This window comes from Pseudarthrobacter sp. Pseusp20 (assembly GCF_059492155.1).
Genome location: NZ_CP168521.1, coordinates 2,002,052 through 2,026,473, shown reverse-complemented (window position 1 = coordinate 2,026,473; position 24,422 = coordinate 2,002,052). Strand labels below are relative to the sequence as shown.

Here is a 24,422-nt window from a genome sequence, read left to right as displayed (position 1 = left end):
GCCCTGCCTTCCGGGCAATCCCGGAAAGGCAGGGCCTTTGCTGTTGCCGGTGAAGGCTAGCTCTCCTGCCGGCGGGCGGGCAGCGGAGCGGGCTTCAACCGGCGGTAGCCGGAACGCGCCGGCGGCCGGTCGGTCGGCAGTTCCTGGATCATTTCCTTCAGCGCCCCAATGCCGTACTCCAATTGGGGATCGCGCCCCGCGGCGTAGGCGTGCGGCGGGAAGGTCACTTCGATGTCCGGATCAACGCCGTAGTTCTCCACGCTCCACCCCACGCCGCCGCTGAACCAGTTGGCATAGCGGGGCTGGGTGACGCCGGTGCCGTCCGCCAGCGCGAACCGGTTGTCGATGCCCACCACACCGCCCCACGTACGTGTTCCGATGACCGGGCCGATGCCACGCAGCTTCGAGACCTGGGTGATGATGTCGCCGTCGGACCCGGCAAACTCGTCCGCGAGGATGATCACGGGCCCCCTGGGTGCGTGGTGGGGGTAGGTCCGCGGCTTTTCCCCGCGCGGCATGCTCCATCCGGTGACCTTGCGGCCTATCAGTTCCGCGACGAGCTGCGATGTGTGTCCCCCACGGTTGCGGCGGACATCGACGATCAGGCCGTCAAGAGCTGTTTCCGTATCGAGGTCGCGGTGCAGCTGCGCCCAGCCGTTGGCCATCATGTCCGGGATATGCAGGTAGCCAAAGGTTCCGTTGGACGCTTCCCGGACGGTGCGCCGGTTGCCGGCAACCCATTCCTGGTAACGCAGCCGCTCCTCATCCTTGATGGGCACGACGGCGACCCGGCGCTGGGTGCCTTGGGCACCGCCGTGCCCCGGGCCGTTGAGGAGGGTCAGCTCCACGGCACGGCCGGCCGCTCCCACCAACTGCATGGCCGGGGTGACGGCTCCGGACAACGGGACGCCGTCAATGGCCAGCAGGATGTCTCCCGCCTTGGCCCCAACCCCGGGCCTGGTCAGCGGGGAGATGGCAAGCGGGTCGGAGGACTCGCCGGCCAGGATGCGGCTGATTTCCCAGCCGTGGGCGGTGTGCGCCAGGTCTGCGCCCAGCCTGCCCTGTCCCCGGCTGCCGCGTTCGGTAACCGGAGCGGGGCGCACGTACGCGTGCGATGTCCCCAGCTCGCCGTGCAGTTCCCACAGCAGGTCCACCAGGTCATCGTGGGAGCCCAGCCGCCCGACCAGGGGCCGGTAGCGGGCGTGGATGGATTCCCAGTCCTGCCCCGCCATGTCCTCGGTCCAGAAAAAGTCCCGCTGCAGGCGCCAGGCTTCATCGAACGCCTGTCCCCAGACGCTGAGCGGGTCCATCAGGACGCGGATCCGGCCCAGGTCCACTTTGACTGCCTTGCCGGAGTCCTCGTCCGCCTTGGCGTCAGAAGGCACCACGGTGACCTGTTTGTCGGAAACCAGTACCACCTTGCTGCGGTCGCCGGAGAGCCGGTAGCTGTCCACGGCGTCCACCAGGGTGGTCTGCCTGCGCCGTCCGATGTCGTACCGGACCAGGCTGGGGCTGGCGTCCTTGTCCTCCTGGCTGGCCTTTCCGTCGCCGGTCACGCCGGCCAGGGCTGAGTCGAGCCAGAGGAGGGCGCCGTCAACGGCCTTCAGCGAGCTGTAGTTGCCCTGCGGCACGGGAACGCTGATGACGCGGTGCGCCAGGCCCTCCGCGTCCACGTGCACGGCAGGCACGGCATCATCCCGTGCTTCGGCGCCGGCTGTGGCATCCGCGTCCGTTGTGGTTTCCGGCCCGGCGCCCGCGGGATCAACGGAAGGGCCAAAGGGCGACGGCGTCTCCGCGGCGAGTGCCACGAGGTACGGCTTGATGGGGCTGGGGAAGGAGAGGTCGAACGAATGTCCGTCGTACACGGGATCGAAGCTGCGGTTGGACAGGAAGGCGAGGAACTTTCCGTCCGGGGTGAAGGCGGGCGAGGCGTCGCGGAAGCGTCCGTCGGTCACGTCCACCGGTTCGGCATCGAGCTGGTCAACGGTGGCCAGGCGCAGCCGGCTGCGCGAGCCAAAGGACGTGACCGGTTCAGACCAGGCCAGCCAGCGGGAGTCCGCCGACCATGCCAGCTCGGAGATGCTGCCTTCGCCAATGCTGGCCACCCGCGAGAGATCTCCGCTGCGGGTGTCCAGGACGTGCACGTCGCCAAACGAGGTACCCAGGGCAACCCAGCGGCCGTCGGGGCTTGCTTCCAGCGAACTGGCGCGTGACGGCGTGGGGACGGTGATGCCTGGTTCTGCCGCGGGTTCCTGGGCGTCGGCCGCGGGGGCCGGGGCCTGCGGTGCAACATCTGCCTGCTGTTCGTCGTCCGCGGGCACGTGGACGGCCCCTCCGGACAGCACTGCCGCGCCGGACGCGGGAACAGGCTGCGGCAGGCTGACCGTTTCCGGCCCTGCCGCGCCGTCCTGTGCCGTATCGGCGGGAGCGGGATTTTCGGAATCGGGAGTTTCAGAAATTGCGCCGGCCTTGCCGCCGCTTGCCGGCGCGTGCCCGGCGCCGTGCGGTACTGGAGCGGCAATGTCCTTGATATGCAGTGCCTCCACGCCGTCGTGGTCCGCGATGTAGGCGATGCGGCCATCCCCCAAGGGCCGGGGAAGCCGGGCCCGCACTCCCGGGGTGGCCTCGATGATGCGGGACGGCCCGTCCTTGTGCCGCAGCCAGTGGATGGTTCCGTGCGACTCCACCGCGCTGGCGGCCCCCGCCGCATCCGGCGCCACCGCGCCCAGGTGCTTGACGGCATCAAGGAGGGCGGGACGCCTGGTCTGCGATGCCGAGCCAAGGGTGATGTCCAGCTTTACAGCCTCCGAGCCAAGATCATTCAGGACCCAGAGTTCGCCGGCTGATTCGAAAATGACGCGCTTGCCGTCCGAGGCGGCGTGCCGGACGTAAAAGTCCTGGTGGTCGGTGTGGCGCCGCAGGTCCTGTCCGTTGGGAAGGACCGAGTACAGGTTGCCGTAGCCTTCGTGGTCGGACAGGAAGGCGATCCGGCCGTCCACCCACAGGGGATCGGTGAGGTTGCCGTCAACGTCCGGCAGCAGCCGCTCGAACTCCCCGTTGCCGTCGCGGTCGATCCACAGTTTTCCCGCCGTCCCGCCACGGTACCGCTTCCACCAGGCCGGTTCGCGGGACAGCACGCTGGCCAGCACCACGGGACGTTCGTCGCCCACCTCGGGGCCAAATGCAACGGATTCCACCGGCCCGTAGGGGAGCTCCTGCGCCCAGCCGCCCTCCAAAGGGACACTGTATGCGTGGGTGTGCCGGCTTTCGGCCTGGCGGAAGGCGCTGGTGACCACCACCGAACCGCCGGCAGTGAATCCCTTGACCTTCGTGGTGCTGTGGCCAAAGTAGGTGAGCTGGCGGTACCCGCCGCCGTCGACCCGTGCCGACACAACTTCCGGCGCCGTTCCCTGCACAACCGTCCAGACCAGGCGCTTGCCGTCCGGGGTGAAACGCGGGTTGCGGGCAGGAAGCTGGAGCGACGAGACGCGCCACGCGCGGCCGCCGTCCAGGGGCGCAATCCACACGTCGTCCTCGGCCACGAAAGTGACCAGATCGCCGTGCAAATGCGGGAAACGGAAGTAGCTCGAAGAGGTCATCGTTCGATCATAGTCAACCCCTCCCCTGCGCCGCGGGAGGTACACAGCCCTTGCTGCCGTGGTGAGATGGACCATGCATATCGTCATGGCCGGCGCCTCCGGGCTCATCGGCAGCTCCATGTCCGCAGCCTTCCGCAGTGCCGGCCATTCGGTGGTGTCCCTGGTCCGCCGGCCGCCTGCCGGTGCCACCGAAATCCGCTGGGATCCGGCGGCCGGTGTCCTGGACCCCGGCGTCCTTGCCGGGGCAGACGCCGTCGTCAACCTCGCAGGTGCCGGAATTGGCGACAGACCCTGGACGCGGAAGCGGGTGGCGGAGCTGTTCAGTTCCCGGCTGGGGCCCACCAGGACACTGGTGCAGGCCATGGCACAGCTGGATGCCCCGCCGGCAACCTTCATCAGCCAGTCGGCGTCCGGCTTCTACGGCGACGCCGGCAATACTGTCCTGCGTGAAGACGCACCCGCCGGTTCCGGGACTTTGGCGCAGATCTGCGTTGAGTGGGAGCAGGCTGCGCTGATGGCGCCGGCAGGGGTACGCGTGGTGACGCCCCGCACCGGGGTGGTGTTCAGCCGTTCCGGTGGCGCGCTGGGAAAGCTGCTTCCACTGCTGCGCCTGGGAGTTGGTGGTCCGTTCGGCAACGGCCGCCAGTTCTGGCCCTGGGTAACGCTTCCGGACGTTACGGCCGCCTTCCTCTTCCTCCTCGAAACACCGGTCTCCGGCGCGGTGAATGTGAACGCGCCGGAGCAGGCGAACGTCAACACGATCGTCGCGGCGCTGGCCCACGCCCTGCACCGGCCCGCCATACTCAGGGTCCCGGCCCCCGTGCTGCGCACGGTGATGCCGGGCCTCGGCGAGGAATTGCTGCTGCACAGCCAGCGGATGGAACCGGCAGTCCTGTCCTCGGCCGGATTCCAATGGCAGCACGGGCGCCTGGAAGACGCCGCCCGCTGGGTGGCCGGCCAGGACCCCGCCGCCTAGCCCGGCCCTTCCCCGGACGCGCGGACCGCCAGAATGTCGCTGACCCGCCATTGGCCGTCCACGAACACCAGGACCAGCCGAAGCCGCCGTTCCGGGCTGGGAGCCCCCGCTGCCAGCACAGCACCCGCCGCATCGAGTGTTTGGTACCCGGAGGTGGCCGATGTCACCGCCAGCACCGCCCGGTCCGGGGTCCCGCCGACTTCGGCCGCCACCCCGGACAGCGTGCTGGTAAATCCGGCGAGGCGGTGCCCGGAAGGGTGGAGTTGGCCGGCGATGCGCTCGTCGGCGGCAGCTGCAGGTGACCCGGCGGCGTTCACGTCCCCCAGCAGCTCCAACCTGCCTGCTCTGAAGGCATAATCCCGCAGTGCCGCCAGCCCCTGCACGGCAACCACGGGATCAGTAGCCCTTGCCCGCTGCCGGGCCTCGTCAACGGAACCAACCGCTTCCGTCCCGCCGGCAACAGTCCCGGATGCGGCTGCGGACACCGGCGGCCGACCGGCTGCGGGACCATCCGGCCCCGCCCCCTGGCCGGCGGCCGCGGACAACCACCATATTCCGGCTGCCAACGCAGCAACTGCCGGCATGACTGCACTCACCACCACCCGAGTGCCCCGGCCGGCAACAGTCCCATCCGCGTGCCTTCCGCGCGGCGCAGGCGCCGCGTTTGACGGCGGCAGGGCGCTTGACTGCGGCAGGGCGCTTGACTGCGGCAGGGCGGTGTTCGGCGCCGGCACCGGCCGCGCTGGCCAGCGCCAGGTTTCCATCCGGCGGCGCATGCCCTGGAGTTTCATGCGAAGGCTGCCGCCCTTGGACGGACCGGGAACGTGCCGCCGTGTCAGCAGCTCTGGCAGGACGGTGGGATGGACGGCATCGGAGAGGTCCACCGGCTGGGGTTCGGCGCTGCGGTAAACGGCCGCGGCCAGCGACACCGCGTCAGGGCGCAGCCTCCGGTCCTCGTTCAGTCCTGCTTCCAGGGCAGCCGCCAGATCCTTGGGGACACCTGGAACCAGGAGGGACAACGGCGGACGATCGGCAGTGCGGCCGGGCACCTCACCCGTGAGGCAGAACCAGCCCAGGGCCGCCGCGGAGAACACATCGCGTCCTGGCTGGAGGCCGGCGCGGACGGCGTCCACGGGGGAAGGATCCAGGAATCCGCCAGTTCCAAAGGTCGCCGCGCTGCCCGGGTCGCCGAGCATCCTGGCGACGCCGAGGTCGGAGAGCATGGGCTTGCCCTGCCCCGTGAACAGCACGTTCCCGGGCGAGACATCCGAGTGCGTGAAGCCTTTTCCATGCAGGTAGCCCAGGGCCTGGAAGATGGGAGTCAGGACGGTAACCGTCTCGCCTACGGTGAGCCTGCCACGGGCAGACACCAACTGGGCCAGCGAGCCGCCGGCGGCATAATCCATGGTCAAGGCCGTACCGCCGCCGGGCCCTGCCACCCGGACCACGTCGTGCGCCGTGATGAGGTGCTGGTGGTCCAGGACCGACAGGATCCGGATCTCCCGCCGCACATCCTCTTCGCTGACGGCCGTGCTGCCCAGGGACCGGCGGCCTGCGCCGCGGAAGCATTTGAGCGCGCAATCCCTGCCGGTCCTTTGTTCCCTGGCCAGCCACACGTCGGCACTGCCGCCCCGGCCCAGCAACCTGCCGACGTCATAACCGGGAACCTCCGGCGCCTGTGCATCGTCCATACTGCATGTCTAGTCGAGTTTCGGCCCTGCTGCAGAAGTTATCCACAGGCGTGCCCGCCGCGGTCACAAAGCGGGGCGCCGGTGAGCTTGGACACTAAACCGGGCCGGTGCGGCTGCGGGGTCTAAGCTGGATGCCATGACTCTTGAGTTTTCACAGCTGGGTCTTGCCCCTGACTTCGTTGACTACATGGAAGGCTGGGACGCCCAGCGCGAACTCCATGACAAGGTTGTCGCCGGAGCTGCACCCAGCACAGTCCTGCTTCTGGAGCACGCCGCCGTCTACACGGCCGGCAAGCTGACCGAGGACCATGAGCGGCCGTTTGACGGTACGCCGGTGGTTGCGGTGGACCGTGGCGGCAAACTCACCTGGCACGGGCCGGGCCAGCTGATTGCCTACCCCATCCTGAAGCTTAGGAACCGCGCAGGCATCCGGGATTACGTGGAGCGGCTGGAAGACATCATGATCACGGTCATGGCGGACTATGGCATCAAGGCCGAACGCATCAAGGGCCGGGCCGGCGTGTGGATCAAGGCTGACGCCAAGGGCCCCGACCGCAAGATCGCGGCGATCGGCATCCGGGTCCTGAACGGCGTCACCATGCACGGCATTGCCATCAACTGCAGCAACGACCTGGCACCCTACGGCCAGATCATCGCCTGCGGCATCACCGACGCCGGCGTGACCACCATGTCCCTGGAAACAGGCCGGGACATTCGGCCCGCGGATATCGTGGACCGTTTCGTGGAGGAATTCCACAAGCATGAAGAAGCATTGGTTTCGAGCCCTGAAGGAGCTCTACTGTGACATTGGCACCTGAAGGCCGGAAGATGCTGCGGATTGAGCAGCGCAACGCTGCGGTCCCGGTGGAACGCAAACCGGAGTGGATCAAGGCCAAGGTCCAGATGGGCCCGGAATTCGTCGGCCTGAAGAACCTGGTGAAAAAGGAAGGCCTGCACACCGTCTGCGAAGAGGCCGGCTGCCCCAACATCTTCGAATGCTGGGAAGACAAGGAAGCCACCTTCCTGATCGGCGGCTCCGAATGCACCCGCCGCTGCGACTTCTGCCAGATCGACACCGGCAAACCCTCACCCCTGGACCGGTTCGAACCCACCAAGGTGGCCCGCTCCGTCCAATCCATGCAGCTGCGCTACGCCACCGTCACCGGCGTCGCCCGCGACGACCTGGAAGACGAAGGCGTCTGGCTCTACGCCGAAACCGTCCGCAAAATCCACGAACTGAACCCCGGCACCGGCGTGGAACTGCTCATCCCGGACTTCTCCGGCAAACCCGAGCACATCAAGGCCATCTGCGACTCCGCCCCCGAGGTCTTCGCGCACAACGTGGAAACCGTGCCCCGGATCTTCAAGCGGATCCGCCCCGCGTTCCGCTACGACCGCTCCCTGGACGTCATCACCCAGGGCCGGAACCTGGGCATGGTCACCAAGTCCAACCTCATCCTGGGCATGGGCGAAACCCGCGAAGAAATCAGCGAAGCACTCCGCGACCTCCACGCCGCCGGCTGCGACCTGATCACCATCACCCAGTACCTGCGCCCCTCCGAGCGGCACCTGCCCGTGGACCGCTGGGTCAAGCCCCAGGAATTCGTGGACCTCCAGCACGAAGCCCAGGAAATCGGCTTCCTCGGCGTCATGTCCGGCCCCCTGGTCCGCTCCTCCTACCGCGCCGGGCGGCTCTGGGCCACCGCCATGCGCAAAAAAGGCCGCGACATCCCCGCCGAACTCGCCCACATCGCCGACGGCATCCAGGACTCCGGCACCACCCGCCAGGAAGCCGCCACCCTCCTGGCAGCACATTCCTGACCTCCTGCCATGAACTGGCCAAGGGCCGGACGCCGGAAGATTCCAGCGTCCGGCCCTTGGCTTTTGTCACGTAGAATTGAGGCACTATGGCGAAATCCCCTGACTCCAGCAACTCCACCCCGTCTGGCTCAAGCGCGGTGAAGCGCGGCCTCTTCACGCGCAAGCCGAAGGAAGCAAAGGCCAAGAAGCCCAGCAGGCTTAAGCAGATCGGCGAGGTCTTCACCATGACCCGCCGCCACGACCCCATGGTTCCGTGGCTGATGCTGCTGGCGTTCCTGGGCGTTGTGGCGGTGAGCTTCCTGGTGGGCTTCTGGCTGGACAACTGGATTACCGGCCTGATCATCGGCATTCCGCTGGGCCTGCTGGCGGCCACCTTCATCCTGTCCCGCCGGGCCGAACGCGCCGCCTTTGCACAGATCGAAAACCAGCCCGGCGCCTCCGGCGCTGCCCTGGGCACGCTCCGCCGTGGCTGGATCACCGAGGAACAGCCCGTGGCGGTCAATCCGCGCACGCAGGATGCCGTGTTCCGCGCCGTGGGCCGGCCCGGCGTCGTCCTTGTCAGTGAAGGCCCCGCCCACCGCGTGAAGCCGCTGCTCGATGCTGAGCGCAAGCGCCTGGCGCGCATCCTGCCCAACGTTCCTGTGCACACCATCCAGACCGGGCACGGCGAAGGCCAGGTGCCGCTGAGCCAGGTGGCCAAGCACATGGGCAAGATGAAGAATGAACTGACCAAGCTGGAAGTCAGCACCGTGTCCAAGCGCATCGCCTCGATGGGTACCCGGCTTCCCATTCCCAAGGGCATCGATCCCTACAAGGCCCGTCCCAACCGCGGACGCTAGCTGGTGGGAACGCCCCGGTACCGGCACTGCCGGCCGGGGCGTTTTTTCTTGCGCCCCAACCGCTTGCCTGAACCGCTAGCCTAAACCGCCTGCGCGCCTTAACGGCGCACCCCTTCCCCCACTGCCGGACCCAGACATCCACCCATGACAGGACGTGACCATGAACCCCAGGACAACCGTGATCCGCGCCTTCCGTATCCTCGCAGTGGCCGAGGCCTGCAGTTGGGCCGCGCTCCTGGCCGGGATGTACTTCAAATGGATCGCCGGAACCACTGAGCTTGGCGTCCAGGTGGCGGGACCTGTGCACGGCGCGCTGTTTGTCGGCTATGGGGTTGCCGCGCTGATGCTGTGGCGGGTGCAGCGCTGGCCCTTCATGGTGGCTCTGCTGGCGGGCGTCTCCGCCGTCTTCCCGTTCGCCACCCTCCTTTTTGAGCGCTGGGCCGGACGGCGCGGTTTCCTCAGCGCCCCGGGGGCAGAAGCGCCTGCCGCTGAACTTGCGTCCAGCCGGGCGTAGGCGGACGCATCACTGACCGTGGACTCCTCTGATGCAGGACTGCAGGCACAGCCGTCAGCCAAGGGAGGGCCGTCCTCCCCACGCGCCCAGGGCCGTAAGCGAATGGTCGCGGTCCTCTCCCTCCTGGGGGCGACGCTGTTCTGGGCCGGCAACTATGTGGTGGGTGCGGGCGCCGTCCAAAGCATTGAACCCCTGAGCCTGGTTCTCCTGCGCTGGGCCATCGCACTGGTGCCGCTACTGGTGATAGCCCGGCTTGTGGAGCGGCCAGACTGGCGGTCGGTCCTGGCCGCCTGGCCGTGGCTTCTCGCGCTCAGCGTGTGCGGGCTGCTCGGCTACAACCTCCTGCTGTATGTCGCCCTGCAGCACACCGATGCGTTCAACGCCTCGCTGATCAACGCCTTCAATCCCGCTCTCATCACGCTGGCTGCCGCCGTTTTCCTGCGCGAACGGCTGACACCGTTGTCGGTCGCCGGCGTCCTGTTGGCCCTGGCCGGCGTCCTGATCGTGATCAGCGGAGGGGATGCCGGCAGGCTGCTCTCCGCCGGTTTCGGAACCGGCGAAGTCCTGATGGTGGGCGCCGTGGTTGTCTGGACGGCGTACACAGTCATCGGCCGCCTGGCCCCCAAAATCCCGCCGATCACGGCCACAGCTGTCCAGGCAGCGGCAGCGGTGGCCCTGCTGGCCCCGGTCCGCTTCCTGACAGGCGGACTGGCCCTCCCCTCAACCGGCAGCGCGCTGGCGTCCCTGCTGTTTATCGCCGTCTTCCCGTCGGTGCTGTCCTACCTGCTCTGGAACCGCGCCCTGACGGTCCTGCCCACCGGTGGCGCAGGGGTGTTCCTCAACCTCATCACGGTCTTCACAGCAGTCCTCACCATCCTCGCCGGGCACGTCCATACAGCGGCGCAACTGGTGGGCGGCGCCATCGTGATCGGCGGCGTGGTCATCACCAACGCGCCGGCCCTCCGCCGGCAGCGCGCAAGGACCGGAAAGTGAACGGCTAAGGGAATCGGCGGACGCGCAGAAGGGGCACGCGGTGCTCAGCGGCGGATGAGGAGCGTGTTCATTGCCTTGTCGTGAAGGCCGCGCTGATCCGGATCAGAGATCACGGCGGGGATGACCAGGCAGAGCAGCGCGGCCCTCACCAGGGCCGCGAGGGGTCCGGGGGTGCCGCCTCCCGGCTTCACCACGGCGATGCCCATGACCCGGTGCCCGATGCTGTATCCGAGTGTTCCCACCAGCAGGATCTGCTCAATCGCGAAGACCGCCAGGGTGGCCCAGGAGTCACCGGCAAAGGCAAAGTTGCTGATCAGCAGGGCGATCCCCCAGTCGATGCAGATTGCTGCGATCCTGCGGCCCGCCCGGGCAATGGAGCCCGGACCGGACTCCGGAAGGCCCAGCCGCTCCCCCGGATATTTGGAAATACCGGAGGTGTCCGGTCCGCTGAGCCAGGACCCAATGTCTTTGCGATCTACCACCGTCCAAGCTTACCGATCCCCGGCACGGCGGCGCGCCCACAGTGTGGATAGGACTCGACCACAGTGTGGACGGAAGATAGCGTGGTCATAGCAGGGCATTCTGTAACCTGCCCGAAACAAAGCGGACACGGACGGGAAATGCCGCATCCATAGTCTGTTAGCAGTTTCAAGCAATCCCCCGGCAGGTACGCAGCAGGGAAAACCCCGCGTTCTCCCTGCTTTTGGATTGCGCTGGATCATGTGGCTTGCATGCCAGATATTTACATATGCGTTAGGAGCATAGATGTTCAAGACTGCGGACGAAGTCCTCAAGTTCATCAAGGACGAAGATGTAAAGTTCGTCGATATCCGCTTCACCGATCTTCCGGGCGTCCAGCAGCACTTCAACGTCCCCGCCAAGAGTGTTGACGCTGATTTCTTCGTCAACGGCCAGCTCTTCGACGGTTCCTCCATCCGTGGCTTCCAGGGCATCGCCGAATCTGACATGCAGCTGATCCCGGACGTCACCACCGCGTTCCTGGACACCTTCCGCATGGAGAAGACCCTCGCGCTGAACTTCTCGATCGTCAACCCGCGCACCGGAGACCCGTACCACCGCGATCCCCGCGGCGTAGCCGAGAAGGCTGAGGCCTACCTGGCTTCCACCGGCATCGCCGACACCGCGTTCTTCGCCCCCGAAGCTGAGTTCTTCGTGTTCGACAACGTCCAGTACCAGTCCTCCCCGCAGGGCAGCTTCTACAAGATCGATTCCGAGGAAGCCTACTGGAACACCGGCCGCGAGGAAGAAGGCGGCAACCTCGGCTACAAGACGGCCGTCAAGGGCGGTTACTTCCCGGTTGCTCCCCAGGACAAGCAGGCTGACCTGCGCGACGCCATGTGTGTTGCCCTGGACGAAGCCGGCCTCGAGGTCGAGCGCAGCCACCACGAAGTTGGCTCCGCCGGCCAGGCTGAGATCAACTACAAGTTCACCACCCTGACCCACGCTGCGGATGACCTGCAGAAGTTCAAGTACGTCATCAAGAACACCGCTGACGCGTGGGGCAAGTCGGTCACCTTCATGCCGAAGCCGGTCTTCGGTGACAACGGCTCCGGCATGCACTGCCACCAGTCGCTCTGGAACGGTGGCGAGCCGCTGTTCTACGACGAGAAGGGCTACGCCGGCCTGTCCGACACCGCCCGCTGGTACATCGGTGGCCTGCTCAAGCACGCCTCCGCCGTCCTGGCCTTCACCAACCCCACGGTGAACTCCTACCGCCGCCTGGTCAAGGGCTTCGAGGCTCCGGTCAACATGGTGTACTCCCAGGGCAACCGCTCTGCCGGTATCCGTATCCCCATCACCGGTTCCAACCCGAAGGCCAAGCGCATCGAGTTCCGCGCTCCGGACCCCTCCTCCAACCCGTACCTGGCGTTCGCTGCGCAGCTGATGGCCGGCATTGACGGCATCCGCAACCGCATCGAGCCGCCGGCTCCGATCGACAAGGACCTCTACGAGCTCCCTGCCGAGGAAGCCAAGGACATCCCCAAGGCTCCGGGCACCCTGGAGGAAGCACTGGAGGCCCTGCGCGAGGACAACGAGTTCCTGCAGGCCGGTGGCGTCTTCACCCAGGACCTGATTGACACCTGGATCGAGTACAAGTACGAAAACGAGATCCGCCCGCTGTCCCTGCGCCCGAACCCCTACGAGTTCGAGCTCTACTACGGCGTCTAGTTCCAGCCCTGCCCAGCAGGAATCCTGAACAGTAAAAGGCGGCCACCGGTGATGAACCGGTGGCCGCCTTTTGCGTTGCCCGTTCCTTCAGTGGCACGGGCGGCAGCTGTTAGGTGGGGGCCCGGCTCCAGACGTGCTGAGACCGGGAGCCGGCCCCCCTGACGAATGCCCCCCGGAACGAAGACTGTCCAGCCTTCCCCCCAACAAGGTTGGAGAACACCGCCAATCCACATGATCGGGCAAACGCTTGCTAAGCGCAATGCCGGTACGGAGAGTTACGCCGGTACCGTTGCCGAAAAGCTGCGGAACATGGTTCGTTGGGGCCCTGCCGGCCCGCCGGTATACGGTCCCGAGTCGACGAAGCCGGCGCGGCGGTAGGCGGACAGGCCCGCAGGGTTTTCCTGGTTGACGGACAGTACGACGCCGGACTCGCCAGTTTGGTGCCGCGCGGTGAGCTTGCGTCCGGCCTCCACAGCGGCGGCGGCAGCGAGCGTGCCCATGCCCCTGCCCTGGTGGGGCCGGTCGATGAGGAACCCGCGCAGCAGCCATGCTGAGTGGTCGTCAGGCCAGCCTGCAAGCGTTGCCGCCCCGGACTGCAAGGTCAACAGGCCGACGGCGCTGCCTCCGGCCTCGACCACGTACGGCCGTCGTGATTCTTCCGCCAGTCCCGCAAGGGCCATCCGCAGCGGGTCGCCGACGAAGCGGTCCTGGCCCGGCACCAGCGACATTTCCGCGATGGCGCCCAACTGGATGGCGCGGGCGTCCGAATCAAGGTCCCGCAGCGGGACCAGCCAGACCCACGGCGCTGGTTCAGTGCCCATAGAAGAGGCGTTCAAAGACTGCCCTGGCCCGACGGCTCACCCTCAGGTAGTCCTCCTCCAGCGCGGCGGCGCGGCCCGGTTCATAGCCGCACCAGCGAGCCACAGCCTCGAGATCGCGGCGCGAGGAGGGCAGGACGTCCGAGGCCTTGCCGCTCCAGATGACATTGGCTGACCGGATACGGCTGGCAAGCCGCCAGGCCTCGGCGAGGAGCCGGGCATCGGCGCCGTCCAACAGGCCCAGTTCCGCCGCGGCTGCCAGGGCCTCCAGGGTGGAGGTGGTCCGGAGCTCCGGATGCTTACCGGCGTGCTGGAGCTGCAGCAGCTGCACCAGCCACTCGACGTCGCTGAGGCCGCCGCGGCCCAGTTTGAGGTGGCGTGCGGGGTCGGCGCCGCGCGGCAGCCGTTCGGACTCCACCCGCGCCTTGACGCGCCTGATTTCGCGCACGTCCTGCTCCGAGACGGACTCCGGGTACCGGATGGGATCGATGAGCCTGATGAAGTCAGCGGCCAGGGCGTCATCGCCGGCCATGGGGCGTGCCCGCAGCAGGGCCTGCGCTTCCCAGATCAGGGACCAGCGGCGGTAGTACTCGGCGAACGAGTCCAGGGAGCGCACCATGGCCCCGTTCTTGCCCTCGGGCCTGAGGTCGGCGTCCATCTGCAGGACACGTTCCGCCATGATGGCAGGCTTCAGCGGCTGCGTGAGCAGGCTGGATACCTTGGCAACGATGCGGGCGGCCTGTTCCTGCGCCTCCGCTTCGGAGAAGCCCGGCAGTGCGCGGTGGACGTACATGACGTCGGCGTCGGACCCGTAGCCGATCTCGCGGCCGCCCTGGCGGCCCATGGCCACCACCAGCACCGTGGTCTTGAGCGGGCCGCCGGCGGAGACAATGCCTTCTGCCACCCGCAGGGCACCCAGGACGGCGGCGCGGTCCGTGTCGGCCAGCGCCCCGCCTACCCGTTCCTGGTCCAGGAGGCCGGCGGAATCAGCGATGGCGATGCGCAGGATTTCGCGCCGCCGGATCAGGCGGATCAGGCGCATGGCGCTTTCCGGGTCCGCGTGCCGTGCCATCTTCGCGGTGATTTCCTGCCACTGGGCCTCGAAGCCCAGCGGCACCAGGTCCTTGTCCTGTCCCAGCCAGGCGACGGATTCCGGCGAAACTTCCAGGAGGTCTGCGATCAGCCGCGAATTGGAGAGCATGTGGCACAGGCGCTCGGCCGCGGCGTTGGAGTCCCGGAGCATGCCCAGGTACCAGTGCGTGGTGCCCAGGGCCTCGCTGACGCGGCGGAAGGCAAGAAGGCCGGCATCCGGGTCCACGCCTTCCGCGAGCCAGTCCAGCAGGATGGGCAGGAGCTGGCGCTGCAGGGCGGCCCGGCGGCTTACCCCGGCCGTCAACGCCTCAATGTGGCGCATTGCCCCCTGGGGGTCCCGGTAGCCGAGGGCAGCCAGCCGTCCCTGCGCTGCCTCGGGCGTGAGCCTGGCGTCCTCGCTGCTGAGCTTGGCCGCGGTGTTCAGCAGCGGCCGGTAGAAGATGCGCTCGTGCAGTTCACGGACGGAACGCTTGGTGCGCTGCCATGCGGACAGCAGGGAGTCCGGGCTGGGCCGCTCGTTGGAGAAGGGGCCCAGCACGGCTTTGGCCAGTGAGCGCAGCGCAGGCTCCGCCACGGGCATCAGGTGGGTGCGGCGCAGCTGGAACAGCTGGATCCGGTGTTCCAGCAGCCGGAGGTAGCGGTAGGCGTTGTCGAAGGCGGCAGCGTCGGAACGGCCGATGTACCCTCCGGCTGACAGCGCGGCGATCGCGGAGGTGGTGTCCCGCCGTCGTAATGTCTCATCCGCCTTGCCGTGCACCAGCTGGAGCAGCTGGACAGTGAATTCGACGTCACGCAGGCCGCCCCGCCCCAGCTTGATCTGGCGCTGCTCCTCGGCGGCCGGGATGTGCTCGGTGACCCGGCGGCGCATCGCCTGGACGGACTCGACAAAGCCCTCGCGGCCGGCCGAGTTCCAGATCAGCGGCGCCACGGCGTCCTCGTAGGCGCGGCCCAGGGCGGCATCACCGGCGATGGCACGGGCTTTGAGGAGCGCCTGGAATTCCCAGCTTTCCGCCCACCTGGCGTAGTAAGTCTCGTGGGAGGCGAGGGTGCGGACCAGCGGCCCCGATTTGCCTTCGGGCCGCAGGTTCGCGTCCACCTCCCAAAGTCCCGGCTCCCTGGCCACTGATGAAATGGCCCGCGAGATCCCGCTCGCCAGTGCCGTGCCGATGGTGTTGGCGTGGGCGTCCTCCAGGCTGCCGGCGTCCACCACGTAGATGACGTCGACGTCGGAGATGTAGTTCAGCTCCCGGGCGCCGCATTTGCCCATGCCGATCACCGCAAGGCCGACGTCGGCCACATCGGCAGCGCTGTGCTGGTCCGCGGCCTCGGCCCGGGAGACGGCGAGGGCAGCCTCGATGGCGGCAGCGGCAAGGTCCGCCAGTTCACCGCCCACCGATGGCAGGAAGTCCAGCGGATCCGCGGCGCACAGGTCCTTGACGGCGAGATCGACAAGTCCCCGCCGGTAGGCGGTGCGCAGGGCGGCATAGGCGTCCACGCCGGTAACGGCGGCCACGGGACGGGCCGCCCGGGGGTCGGCCCCCACGGATTGCAGGAGCGTGGCGCGCAACAGCCCCGGGTTGGCCGGCAGTGGCTCGGGACTGGCGCGGACCTCGAAGGCCTCCAGGTGCTCGGGGTGCCGGATGAGGAACTCCCCCAAAGCCTCCGAGGCCCCCAGGACCCGGTACATCGGTTCGCTGGCCTCCGGCTCGGCGTCCGCCAGCTCCCGCAGCTGCGGGTGCTTTTCGATCAGCCGGACCAGGGACTGCAGCGCGGTATCCGGACTGGCCGCAAGGTGCAGCCCGGCAAAGAGCCTGTCCTGGTCCAGGCCCTCGAGTTCGCGCGCGGAAAGGAACCGTTCGCCCTTCTCCAGGTCGCTGAATCCGGCCGCGATCAGGCGGCGTGCCAGGCTCACGCCTGGCACCTAGAGGATGCCGAGGTTGCGCTGCAGCTCGTAGGGCGTCACCTGCAGCCGATAATCCTGCCATTCGGCGCGCTTGTTGCGCAGGAAGTGCTCGTAGACCTGCTCGCCCAGGATCTGCGGCATCAGCTCCGAGTCCTCCATGGAGCGGATGGCGTCGTGCAGGCTTGCCGGCAGCGGATCGTGGCCCATGGCGCGGCGCTCGGCCGAGCTGAGCGACCAGACGTCGTCCTCAGCGGCTGCCGGCAGCTCGTAGCCTTCCTCAATGCCCTTCAGCCCTGCACCGAGCAGGACGGCATAGGCAAGGTAGGGGTTGGCCGCGGAATCGATGCCGCGGTACTCGATGCGGGCGGACTGGCCCTTGCCCGGCTTGTACAGCGGCACGCGGACCAGGGCGGAACGGTTGTTATGCCCCCAGCTCAGGTAGCTGGGAGCCTCGCCGCCGCCCCACAGGCGCTTGTAGGAGTTGACGAACTGGTTAGTGACTGCCGTGAACTCGGGGGCGTGCTTGAGGATGCCGGCAATGAACTGGCGGGCCGTCTTGGACAGCTGGAACTCGGCACCTGCCTCGAAGAACGCATTGCTGTCCCCCTCGAACAGCGAGAAGTGCGTATGCATTCCGGAACCGGGGTGGTCGGTGAACGGCTTGGGCATGAAGGTGGCGTAGGTTCCCTGCTGCAGGGCCACCTCCTTGATGACCGTGCGGAACGTCATGATGTTGTCCGCGGTCTGCAGTGCGTCGGCGTAGCGAAGGTCGATCTCGTTCTGGCCGGGACCGCCTTCGTGATGGCTGAACTCCACCGAGATTCCCACCGATTCCAGCATGGTGACGGCGGTGCGGCGGAAGTCCTGGGCCACGCCGCCGGGAACGTGGTCGAAGTAGCCGCCCTCATCCACCGGCACGGGTGCGCCGTCCGGACCCGGCTCCTGGGACTTGAGCAGGTAGAACTCGATCTCGGGATGCGTGTAGCAGGTGAAGCCCATGTCCGCGGCCTTGGCAAGGGTCCGCTTGAGGACGTTGCGTGGATCAGCGGTGGAGGGCTCGCCGTCGGGAGTCAGGATGTCGCAGAACATGCGTGAGGTCTGCTCCGTCTCGCCGCGCCACGGCAGGATCTGGAAGGTTGCCGGGTCCGGCTGCAGCAGCATGTCCGATTCGAAGACGCGGGCCAGGCCCTCAATGGAGGAACCGTCGAAGCCGAGGCCTTCCTCGAACGCTCCCTCGACTTCCGCCGGCGCCAGCGCCACGGACTTCAGCGAACCCACGACGTCGGTGAACCACAGCCGCACGAAACGTACGTCGCGCTCTTCGATCGTGCGCAGGACAAATTCTTGCTGGCGGTCCATGATGGCCTCTTCTCCGGTCAACGTTCATGCTCCGGGGCCCGCGCAAAGGGGAAAGCCGGCAGCAGTTCATCATCACTGTACTAATCATTCGGCGCCGATGCTTGAGCCTGCGCCGTGCGTAACACAGCATTAACCTGTTCGGCCGCCCAGGCCGCCGCCCGCCCGGGTCTCCAGCGCCCTTTGGCGCCCGTCCAAAGCGCCGCTATGACGCTAATCACCTTTGACCGGCGCCGCCCGCGGTAGCTAGGACGCCGGGTACCGCACTACGCTCATCCCATGGCCTCCAGCAAGAGCTCCGACTCCAGCGCGTCCGCAGAAGTACCCGCACCTTACGGAAGCGGCCCGGGCACACCGGCCGCGGCCGCGGCTGCGGCCCCGGCCCCGGCGGAACGGAAGCCGGCAAAGGTCCGCATCCACCACCTGCAGCAGGCCAAGAACGACGGCACCAAGTTCGCCATGCTTACCGCGTACGAGCAATACACGGCCGAGATCTTTGACGCAGCCGGCATCGAGGTGCTCCTGGTTGGCGATTCGGCGTCGAACAACGTGTTCGGCAACGAGACCAGCCTTCCGGTGACCGTGGACGAACTGCTCCCCCTGTGCCGGGCCGTCGCCAGGACCGCCAAACGCGCCCTGGTGGTGGCGGACCTTCCGTTCGGCAGCTACGAGGTCAGCGCCGAACAGGCCGTGGCCGCCGGTGTCCGTTTCCTGAAGGAAGGGCTGGCCCACGCCGTGAAGATCGAGGGCGGGAAGTACTACGCTCCAACGGTCCGGGCCATGGTGCAGGCAGGCATTCCGGTCATGGCCCATATCGGCTTCACCCCCCAAAGCGAACACGCCCTGGGCGGGTACCGTGTCCAGGGCCGCGGCGACGATGCCCGGCGCCTGATTGACGACGCCGTCGCGCTGGCGGACGCCGGGGCGTTCTGCGTGCTGATGGAGATGGTGCCTGCCGAAACAGCGGCGGCGGTCGACGCGGCAGTGAGCGTTCCCACGGTTGGCATCGGTGCCGGCAAGGCGACGACCGGCCAGGTGCTCGTGTGGCAGGACATGGCCGGCCTGCGGGGCGGCCGGATGGCCAAGTTCGTCAAGCAATACGCGGACCTGCGCAGCACATTGCTCGACGCCGCCACCGCCTATGGCGAGGACGTCCGGTCAGGCCAGTTCCCCGGCCCGGAGCACTCGTTCTAAACCCGCCCGGGTAAGCCGGCTGCAGCGAGGCCGGACGCACCCAACGGGTCAGTCGTCGTCGCCCTTTTCCCAGGCCTCGTTGCGCGCTTTGACCTTTTCCAGGGCGTGTTCGGCTTCCGCCCGGGTCTGGTAGGGCCCAATGAGCTGGCTCCAGTCCGACATCCGGTCCTCTTCCACCTCGTGGGTCTTGATGTTGAACCAGTACTCAGTCATCGTTGCTCCTCGTTCCGGCGACAGGGAAAGCCGGGGGTGATCCACGTAACACAAACACTTACGCGTGCCCCCCGCCGCTTGTCGGTTGTTAAGCGTTCTGTGGTGCCTTATATGATCAATCTATGCCTTCCCTTGCCTCGACTGCACCCATTGGCACCCTGACCCCGGGTACCGTGAGTCCGCAGCGTCCCGTCCCGGCGTCCATCCCCCGTCCGGAGTATGTCGGCAAGCCCGCCCCGGCCAAGTTCACCGGTTCCGAGGTCAAATCCGCGGAGACCATCGAGAAGATCCGGATTGCCAGCAGGATCGCGGCCCAGGCCATCGTTGAAGTGGGCAGGCACATCCAGCCGGGCGTCACCACGGATGAGCTGGACAAGGTGGGCCATGAGTTCCTGCTGGACCACAACGCCTACCCGTCCACGCTCGGTTACCGCGGATTCCCCAAATCGCTCTGCTCGTCCTTGAACGAGGTCATTTGCCATGGCATTCCGGACAGCACGGTGGTCCAGGACGGCGACATCCTGAACATCGACATCACTGCCTACATCAACGGCGTCCACGGCGACACGAACTTCACCTTCCTGGTGGGGGACGTTGACGAGGAATCACGGCTGCTGGTGGAGCGCACCAGGGAGTCGCTGAACCGCGCCATCAAGGCCGTGGCGCCCGGACGCGAGATCAACGTCATTGGCCGTGCCATCCAGTCCTACGCCAAGCGGTTCGGCTACGGCGTGGTGCGCGACTTCACCGGCCACGGGGTTGGCGAGGCATTCCACACCGGGCTGATCATTCCGCACTATGATGCCGCGCCTGCGTACAACACGGTGATCGAGGCCGGCATGGTGTTCACCATCGAACCGATGCTCACCCTGGGCACCGTGGAGTGGGACATGTGGAGCGACGACTGGACCGTGGTCACCCGGGACCGTCGGCGCACCGCACAGTTCGAGCACACCCTGCTGGTCACCGAGACCGGCGCCGAAATCCTCACCCTCCCGTAACCCGGCCATGCCCGCACGGGCATGCTGCCGGCGCAGACCGGACACCTGTTACCGGCCGCGCAAGCGGCCCCTTTTCCTGCCCGCCCCTGTCACACGAACGGAATCCCATTGGCCAAGAAGGACGAAAAACCGCACAAGAACGCACCGCTGATCGGCATCGACATCGGTGGCACGGGCATCAAGGGCGGCATTGTCGACCTGAAGAAGGGCAAGCTCCTGGGTGAGCGCTTCCGTGTGCCCACGCCCCAGCCCGCCACCCCGGAGGCTGTGGCCGAGGCCGTGGCCCTGGTGGTGGCCGAGCTTTCTGCGCGCCCCGAGGCTCCTGAAGCCGGCTCTCCCGTGGGCGTGACGTTCCCGGGGATCATCCAGCACGGCGTGGTCCATTCGGCCGCCAACGTGGACAAAAGCTGGCTGGACACCGACATCGATGCCCTCCTTACCGCGCGGCTGGGCCGTCCCGTGGAGGTCATCAACGACGCCGACGCCGCCGGCCTGGCCGAAGCACGCTACGGTGCCGGCGCCGGCGTGTCCGGCACGGTCCTGGTCATCACCCTCGGTACAGGCATCGGTTCGGCCTTCATCTTCGACGGCAAACTGGTCCCCAACGCCGAGCTGGGCCACCTTGAAATTGACGGCTTCGACGCCGAATCCAAGGCATCCGCTGTGGCCCGGGAACGGGACGGGCTGTCATGGGACGAGTACAGCGTGCTGCTTCAGCGCTACTTCTCCCACGTGGAGTTCCTGTTCTCGCCGGAACTGTTCATCGTGGGCGGCGGAATCTCGAAGCGCGCGGACGAGTACCTTCCCAACCTCAAGCTCCGCACCCCGATTGTCCCGGCTGTCCTGCGCAACGAGGCAGGCATTGTGGGCGCCGCCCTGGAAATCGCCCTGAAGCACAAGCTGGCCAAGTAGGAGTGGTGCCGGTGGCGGCTGCGGCTTCCCCTCCGCTGCCGCCACCGGAGTCTAGAGGGGGCTCTTCTCGGAGCTCTTGGCGTTGCCGGCCGGGCCTTTGGCGTCCTCTTCGGCCTCGTGGCGGAGCAGGGCGATAGCAGTTTCGAAATCCTCAAGGGACTCGAATGCCTGGTACACGCTCGCAAACCGCAGGTACGCCACCTTGTCGAGTTTCTGCAGTGGTCCAAGGATCACCAGGCCCACCTCGTGGGCATCGATTTCGGCGGCACCGGACGCCCGGATTTGTTCTTCGACTTCCTGGGCCAGCATGGCGAGGTCATCCTCGCTCACGGGGCGCCCCTGGCAGGCCTTGCGGACTCCGTTGATGACCTTGCTGCGGCTGAAGGGTTCGCCCACCCCGGACCGCTTGATCACGGAGAGGCTGGTTGTTTCGACGGTGGTGAACCGGCGGCCGCATTCGGGGCACTGCCGGCGCCGGCGGATGGCTGAACCGTCATCCGCCATCCGGCTATCCACCACGCGGGAATCGGGGTTGCGGCAGAACGGGCAGTACATGTCGTTCCCCCCTTTTCGCTTGTGGTGTGCAAGATTCCTTGGAAGCCATCAGCACCGCCGGGGGCAATGCTGTGGCGCCTCCCAGTTTACGGGCACATGTGGGGTAATAACAATCCTGTAATTACTACATGTAGTGGTGTCACCCCTGGCCGGGGAACCGCACCGTGACGGCGTCGCCGTGGGCGGGAAGGTCCTCGGCCCGGGACAGGCTCACGATGTGCCCGCTGACCTCTGCCAGGGCTTCCCGGCTGTAGTTGACCACCTGGATGGCGCGCAGGAAGGTGGTGACGTTCAGGCCCGAGGAAAAGGCGGCGGTGCCGCTGGTGGGCAGCACGTGGTTGGAGCCTGCGCAGTAGTCGCCCAGGCTCACCGGGCTGTAGTCGCCGACGAAGATTGCCCCCGCATTGCGGATCCGTGCAGCCACGGCTGCGGCATCGCGGGTCATGATTTCCAGGTGCTCGGCGGCGTAGGCGTCGCAGGCAGCGATCCCCTGCTCCAGTCCGTCCACCAGCACGACGCCGGACTGCGGGCCGGACAGCGCCTCCCGGACCCTGGCCGAGTGTTTGGTTGCAGCGGCCTGAAGCTCCAGTTCAGCGCGCACGGCCGCGGCCAGCTCTTCCGAATCGGTGATCAGGACCGATGCGGCCTTGGGATCGTGCTCGGCCTGGCTGAGCAGGTCTGCGGCAACCAGCGCCGGCTGGGCGGAGTCGTCTGCCAGGATGGCGATTTCCGTGGTTCCCGCCTCGGAGTCGATTCCAACAACGCCCTTGACCAGCCGTTTGGCCGTGGCGACGAAGATGTTCCCGGGCCCTGTCACCACATCGACGGGCTCCAGCGCGGGACCGGCCGGTGAGGCTTCGACGCCGTACGCGAAGGCGGCGATGGCCTGCGCACCGCCGATGGCATAGACCTCGGTGACGCCCAGCAGCGCCGCTGCGGCCAGGATGGTGGGGTGCGGCAGGCCGCCGAACTCCTTCTGCGGCGGTGAGGCCAGGGCAACGGATTCCACGCCTGCCGCGAGTGCGGGCACGACGTTCATGATCACCGATGAGGGATACACGGCAAGGCCGCCGGGAACGTACAGCCCCACCCGCGCCACGGGGACCCAGTTCTGGCTGACGACGGCGCCGTCGCCAAGTTCGACGTCCACGTTGCGGGGGCGCTGGGCGTCAGCGAATTTCCGTGCCCGGCTGATCGATTCCTCCAGCGCCGCCCGCACCTCCGGTTCCAACTGGGCCAGCGCTGCGTCAATCGCCTCCCTGGGGACCAGCGGGTGGCCCTGGGCCACGCCGTCGAACCTTTCCGCCAAGTCCGCCAGCGCCGCAAAGCCGCGCTGCCGGACGGCGGAGATGATCTCCAGGACCTTTTCTTCGGCATCCGCCACGGTCTGGCCCTTGGCCCGGGGAACGGCGGCGCGCAGGGCTGCGAGCGTCAGGTTGCGGCCGCGAAGGTCGACGGTGCGGAAATCGACGGCGGCTGCCGCGGGGGCGGGAAACTCCGGGAAAGTGGTCACCGGACTATTTTACGGGGCTGTTCGCGCCTGCCTGTTCCGTCCCCTTCTCCCGGGGCTTCCTGCCCGCCCCGCCGAACAGTTCCAGCACGAAGACCGACATTGCCGTGGCGGCAGGCCACAGCAGCAGCACCGGCCACGCCCGGAGGGAAAAGGCGATGCTGGCGTTCGCCGACGCATCAACAGCAGGTCCCAAGAGCCGGCCTGCAAAAACCCCGGTCCCCCAGGCGAGTACACTCCCTGCCAGCGCTCCGGCAAGGCCGGTCAGCAGGGCCGCCTGCGGGTCCGCACGCCTGCCATCCGCCAGGAACACGGCCAGGAGGCAACCGGCCAGCACCAGGATCCCTGCCAGGGTGAGGTCGCGCGGAAGCCACACCAGGGGAACCGTGCCCGACGCCAGGGCGGGATCCCGTGTAACCAGGTTCAATCCGCCCGGCGCCAGGAGCCACCACAGGATGCCTGCCGGAATTCCGGCCGCCGCCGGAACCAGCAGCAGGGACCAGGGCAGCCGCCGTGCGGAGTTTGTCATGCATCACACCTTAACAAAGGTTCCTGCCAGGTGATCCGGCCACGCAGTGCGTGCGGCTGTTCTCCGCCCCGGCCGCGGGCCAATAGGCTTGGAGGAAGAGTTACACCACTTAGTGCAGGAGTTCCGGTGACCGACAGCAGCGAGCCGTTCGAGCAGACGTTCAGGGAGATGTTCCGCCGCCACGCCGCGGGCGTTGCCATCATCACCGTGAACTACCAGGACGAGCCCTACGGCTTCACCGCCACCTCGGTGGCGTCGCTGTCCGCCAAGCCGCCCCGGTTCACGTTCAACATGGCACGCAGTTCAAGGTCCTGGCCGGCCGTGGCCAACACCCAGTACCTGGGTGTGCACATGCTGGGGCTGGAGAACCAGGAACTGGCCGCCCGCTTTGCCCGCCCGGGCAACCGCTTCGAAGGCAACCACTGGGAGATCGGTCCGCACGGTGTGCCCATTCTGAAGGACGTCGCAGGGTGGCTGATCGGCGAGGTGCAGATGCGGCTCTCCTTCGAGAACAACGCGGTGGTGGTGGTCCAAGTGGTGGACGGCCAGGTGGGCGGCGAGGGATCACCCCTGCTGTACCACGGCGGCGCCTACGGGCAGCCCATGCCGCTGGATTACGAAATCTAGGCGCGGCACGCAGCCCCACCCCCGCCCCCAGCCACGCACCCGGGCAGGGCACGACGGCGGCAGGTGCCGGCCGCCGTCGGCTGTTCCTT

The 24,422-nt window shown here is 67.4% G+C and carries 21 protein-coding genes; 11 read left to right on the top strand and 10 right to left on the bottom strand.

The window, feature by feature from the left end; genetic code table 11:
- Window positions 1-56: 56 nt before the first annotated feature.
- The gene (locus ACEN9K_RS09395; protein ID WP_134164386.1) at window positions 57-3,599 is read right to left on the bottom strand and encodes a S41 family peptidase; all 3,543 of its coding nucleotides are present in this window, start codon (window positions 3,597-3,599) and stop codon (window positions 57-59) included.
- A gap of 73 nt (window positions 3,600-3,672) precedes the next feature.
- Here ACEN9K_RS09395 and ACEN9K_RS09390 point away from each other — a divergent pair, with 73 nt between their 5' ends.
- Window positions 3,673-4,575 (top strand): TIGR01777 family oxidoreductase, encoded by a 903-nt coding sequence (locus ACEN9K_RS09390; protein WP_018769667.1) that lies wholly within the window; start codon window positions 3,673-3,675, stop codon window positions 4,573-4,575.
- Here the strand turns inward: ACEN9K_RS09390 and ACEN9K_RS09385 are convergent.
- A complete protein-coding gene (locus tag ACEN9K_RS09385) occupies window positions 4,572-6,266 on the bottom strand; it encodes a serine/threonine-protein kinase (RefSeq protein WP_495635581.1) in 1,695 nt (564 codons plus the stop codon). The genes ACEN9K_RS09390 and ACEN9K_RS09385 overlap by 4 nt on opposite strands.
- A gap of 127 nt (window positions 6,267-6,393) precedes the next feature.
- Here ACEN9K_RS09385 and lipB point away from each other — a divergent pair, with 127 nt between their 5' ends.
- The 5 genes from lipB to ACEN9K_RS09360 all read left to right on the top strand — a co-directional run bounded on the left by lipB (window position 6,394) and on the right by ACEN9K_RS09360 (window position 10,433).
- On the top strand, window positions 6,394-7,071 hold the full coding sequence (lipB, locus tag ACEN9K_RS09380) for a lipoyl(octanoyl) transferase LipB (protein WP_495635695.1): 678 nt from the start codon (window positions 6,394-6,396) through the stop codon (window positions 7,069-7,071).
- Window positions 7,068-8,087 (top strand): lipoyl synthase, encoded by a 1,020-nt coding sequence (lipA, locus tag ACEN9K_RS09375; RefSeq protein WP_134164389.1) that lies wholly within the window; start codon window positions 7,068-7,070, stop codon window positions 8,085-8,087. The genes lipB and lipA overlap by 4 nt, the downstream gene beginning before the upstream one ends.
- An 86-nt stretch (window positions 8,088-8,173) precedes the next feature.
- Window positions 8,174-8,926: a DUF4191 domain-containing protein gene (locus tag ACEN9K_RS09370; RefSeq protein ID WP_018771547.1), complete on the top strand. Its 753-nt coding sequence runs from the start codon at window positions 8,174-8,176 to the stop codon at window positions 8,924-8,926.
- Between the two features lie 160 nt (window positions 8,927-9,086).
- Window positions 9,087-9,440, top strand: coding sequence for a DUF3817 domain-containing protein (locus ACEN9K_RS09365; protein WP_018771546.1), 354 nt, complete (start codon window positions 9,087-9,089; stop codon window positions 9,438-9,440).
- A gap of 102 nt (window positions 9,441-9,542) precedes the next feature.
- Complete coding sequence (locus tag ACEN9K_RS09360) at window positions 9,543-10,433, top strand: DMT family transporter (protein ID WP_134164390.1); 891 nt, start codon at window positions 9,543-9,545, stop codon at window positions 10,431-10,433.
- 44 nt (window positions 10,434-10,477) lie between these two features.
- Here the strand turns inward: ACEN9K_RS09360 and ACEN9K_RS09355 are convergent, their stop codons facing one another.
- Complete coding sequence (locus ACEN9K_RS09355; RefSeq protein WP_488314771.1) at window positions 10,478-10,915, bottom strand: RDD family protein; 438 nt, start codon at window positions 10,913-10,915, stop codon at window positions 10,478-10,480.
- 283 nt (window positions 10,916-11,198) lie between these two features.
- On the opposite strand from ACEN9K_RS09355, the gene glnA (ACEN9K_RS09350) reads away from it, so the two are divergent.
- Window positions 11,199-12,623 carry a type I glutamate--ammonia ligase gene (glnA, locus tag ACEN9K_RS09350; RefSeq protein ID WP_018771543.1) on the top strand — a complete coding sequence of 475 codons (1,425 nt, stop codon included), beginning with the start codon at window positions 11,199-11,201 and terminating at the stop codon, window positions 12,621-12,623.
- 275 nt (window positions 12,624-12,898) lie between these two features.
- Here glnA (ACEN9K_RS09350) and ACEN9K_RS09345 read toward each other — a convergent pair whose 3' ends face one another.
- Genes ACEN9K_RS09345 through glnA (ACEN9K_RS09335) form a run of 3 tightly spaced genes read right to left on the bottom strand, consistent with a single transcriptional unit; the run spans window position 12,899 to window position 17,795 of the window.
- Window positions 12,899-13,444 carry a GNAT family N-acetyltransferase gene (locus tag ACEN9K_RS09345; RefSeq protein WP_268002929.1) on the bottom strand — a complete coding sequence of 182 codons (546 nt, stop codon included), beginning with the start codon at window positions 13,442-13,444 and terminating at the stop codon, window positions 12,899-12,901.
- Window positions 13,434-16,445 (bottom strand): bifunctional [glutamine synthetase] adenylyltransferase/[glutamine synthetase]-adenylyl-L-tyrosine phosphorylase, encoded by a 3,012-nt coding sequence (locus tag ACEN9K_RS09340; RefSeq protein WP_488314772.1) that lies wholly within the window; start codon window positions 16,443-16,445, stop codon window positions 13,434-13,436. The genes ACEN9K_RS09345 and ACEN9K_RS09340 overlap by 11 nt, the downstream gene beginning before the upstream one ends.
- 9 nt (window positions 16,446-16,454) lie before the next feature.
- Window positions 16,455-17,795 (bottom strand): type I glutamate--ammonia ligase, encoded by a 1,341-nt coding sequence (gene glnA, locus ACEN9K_RS09335; protein WP_026266112.1) that lies wholly within the window; start codon window positions 17,793-17,795, stop codon window positions 16,455-16,457.
- 276 nt (window positions 17,796-18,071) lie between these two features.
- Between glnA (ACEN9K_RS09335) and panB the strand changes: the two genes are divergently transcribed.
- Entirely contained in the window at window positions 18,072-18,986 is a 915-nt protein-coding gene (gene panB / locus ACEN9K_RS09330) for a 3-methyl-2-oxobutanoate hydroxymethyltransferase (protein ID WP_495635580.1), read from the top strand.
- A gap of 48 nt (window positions 18,987-19,034) precedes the next feature.
- Here the strand turns inward: panB and ACEN9K_RS09325 are convergent, their stop codons facing one another.
- Window positions 19,035-19,199, bottom strand: coding sequence for a hypothetical protein (locus tag ACEN9K_RS09325; RefSeq protein ID WP_018771538.1), 165 nt, complete (start codon window positions 19,197-19,199; stop codon window positions 19,035-19,037).
- A 122-nt stretch (window positions 19,200-19,321) separates the two neighbouring features.
- Between ACEN9K_RS09325 and map the strand changes: the two genes are divergently transcribed.
- The gene (map, locus tag ACEN9K_RS09320; protein ID WP_018771537.1) at window positions 19,322-20,200 is read left to right on the top strand and encodes a type I methionyl aminopeptidase; all 879 of its coding nucleotides are present in this window, start codon (window positions 19,322-19,324) and stop codon (window positions 20,198-20,200) included.
- A 108-nt stretch (window positions 20,201-20,308) separates the two neighbouring features.
- Window positions 20,309-21,112 (top strand): polyphosphate--glucose phosphotransferase, encoded by an 804-nt coding sequence (gene ppgK / locus ACEN9K_RS09315; protein ID WP_018771536.1) that lies wholly within the window; start codon window positions 20,309-20,311, stop codon window positions 21,110-21,112.
- A gap of 51 nt (window positions 21,113-21,163) precedes the next feature.
- Here the strand turns inward: ppgK and nrdR are convergent, their stop codons facing one another.
- From nrdR to ACEN9K_RS09300, 3 genes are all read right to left on the bottom strand, one after another.
- Entirely contained in the window at window positions 21,164-21,667 is a 504-nt protein-coding gene (gene nrdR, locus ACEN9K_RS09310) for a transcriptional regulator NrdR (protein WP_018771535.1), read from the bottom strand.
- Between the two features lie 139 nt (window positions 21,668-21,806).
- Window positions 21,807-23,180, bottom strand: coding sequence for a histidinol dehydrogenase (hisD, locus tag ACEN9K_RS09305; protein ID WP_495635579.1), 1,374 nt, complete (start codon window positions 23,178-23,180; stop codon window positions 21,807-21,809).
- 4 nt (window positions 23,181-23,184) lie between these two features.
- Window positions 23,185-23,706 (bottom strand): hypothetical protein, encoded by a 522-nt coding sequence (locus ACEN9K_RS09300; protein WP_056389783.1) that lies wholly within the window; start codon window positions 23,704-23,706, stop codon window positions 23,185-23,187.
- A gap of 126 nt (window positions 23,707-23,832) precedes the next feature.
- Between ACEN9K_RS09300 and ACEN9K_RS09295 the strand changes: the two genes are divergently transcribed.
- Window positions 23,833-24,333, top strand: a complete 501-nt coding sequence (locus ACEN9K_RS09295) for a flavin reductase family protein (RefSeq protein ID WP_018771532.1) — start codon at window positions 23,833-23,835, stop codon at window positions 24,331-24,333.
- Window positions 24,334-24,422: the final 89 nt, after the last annotated feature.

What these genes read in the sequence shown, in the direction of transcription:
- glnA (WP_018771543.1), top strand. Translation starts at nt 11,199, where the DNA reads ATGTTCAAGACTGCGGACGAAGTCCTCAAGTTCATCAAGGACGAAGAT.
- ACEN9K_RS09370 (WP_018771547.1), top strand. Translation starts at nt 8,174, where the DNA reads ATGGCGAAATCCCCTGACTCCAGCAACTCCACCCCGTCTGGCTCAAGC.
- ACEN9K_RS09345 (WP_268002929.1), bottom strand. Translation starts at nt 13,444, where the DNA reads ATGGGCACTGAACCAGCGCCGTGGGTCTGGCTGGTCCCGCTGCGGGAC.
- ACEN9K_RS09300 (WP_056389783.1), bottom strand. Translation starts at nt 23,706, where the DNA reads ATGACAAACTCCGCACGGCGGCTGCCCTGGTCCCTGCTGCTGGTTCCG.
- map (WP_018771537.1), top strand. Translation starts at nt 19,322, where the DNA reads ATGCCTTCCCTTGCCTCGACTGCACCCATTGGCACCCTGACCCCGGGT.
- ACEN9K_RS09360 (WP_134164390.1), top strand. Translation starts at nt 9,543, where the DNA reads ATGGTCGCGGTCCTCTCCCTCCTGGGGGCGACGCTGTTCTGGGCCGGC.
- ACEN9K_RS09325 (WP_018771538.1), bottom strand. Translation starts at nt 19,199, where the DNA reads ATGACTGAGTACTGGTTCAACATCAAGACCCACGAGGTGGAAGAGGAC.
- ACEN9K_RS09390 (WP_018769667.1), top strand. Translation starts at nt 3,673, where the DNA reads ATGCATATCGTCATGGCCGGCGCCTCCGGGCTCATCGGCAGCTCCATG.
- nrdR (WP_018771535.1), bottom strand. Translation starts at nt 21,667, where the DNA reads ATGTACTGCCCGTTCTGCCGCAACCCCGATTCCCGCGTGGTGGATAGC.
- ACEN9K_RS09385 (WP_495635581.1), bottom strand. Translation starts at nt 6,266, where the DNA reads ATGGACGATGCACAGGCGCCGGAGGTTCCCGGTTATGACGTCGGCAGG.
- ACEN9K_RS09395 (WP_134164386.1), bottom strand. Translation starts at nt 3,599, where the DNA reads ATGACCTCTTCGAGCTACTTCCGTTTCCCGCATTTGCACGGCGATCTG.
- glnA (WP_026266112.1), bottom strand. Translation starts at nt 17,795, where the DNA reads ATGGACCGCCAGCAAGAATTTGTCCTGCGCACGATCGAAGAGCGCGAC.
- panB (WP_495635580.1), top strand. Translation starts at nt 18,072, where the DNA reads ATGGCCTCCAGCAAGAGCTCCGACTCCAGCGCGTCCGCAGAAGTACCC.
- ACEN9K_RS09365 (WP_018771546.1), top strand. Translation starts at nt 9,087, where the DNA reads ATGAACCCCAGGACAACCGTGATCCGCGCCTTCCGTATCCTCGCAGTG.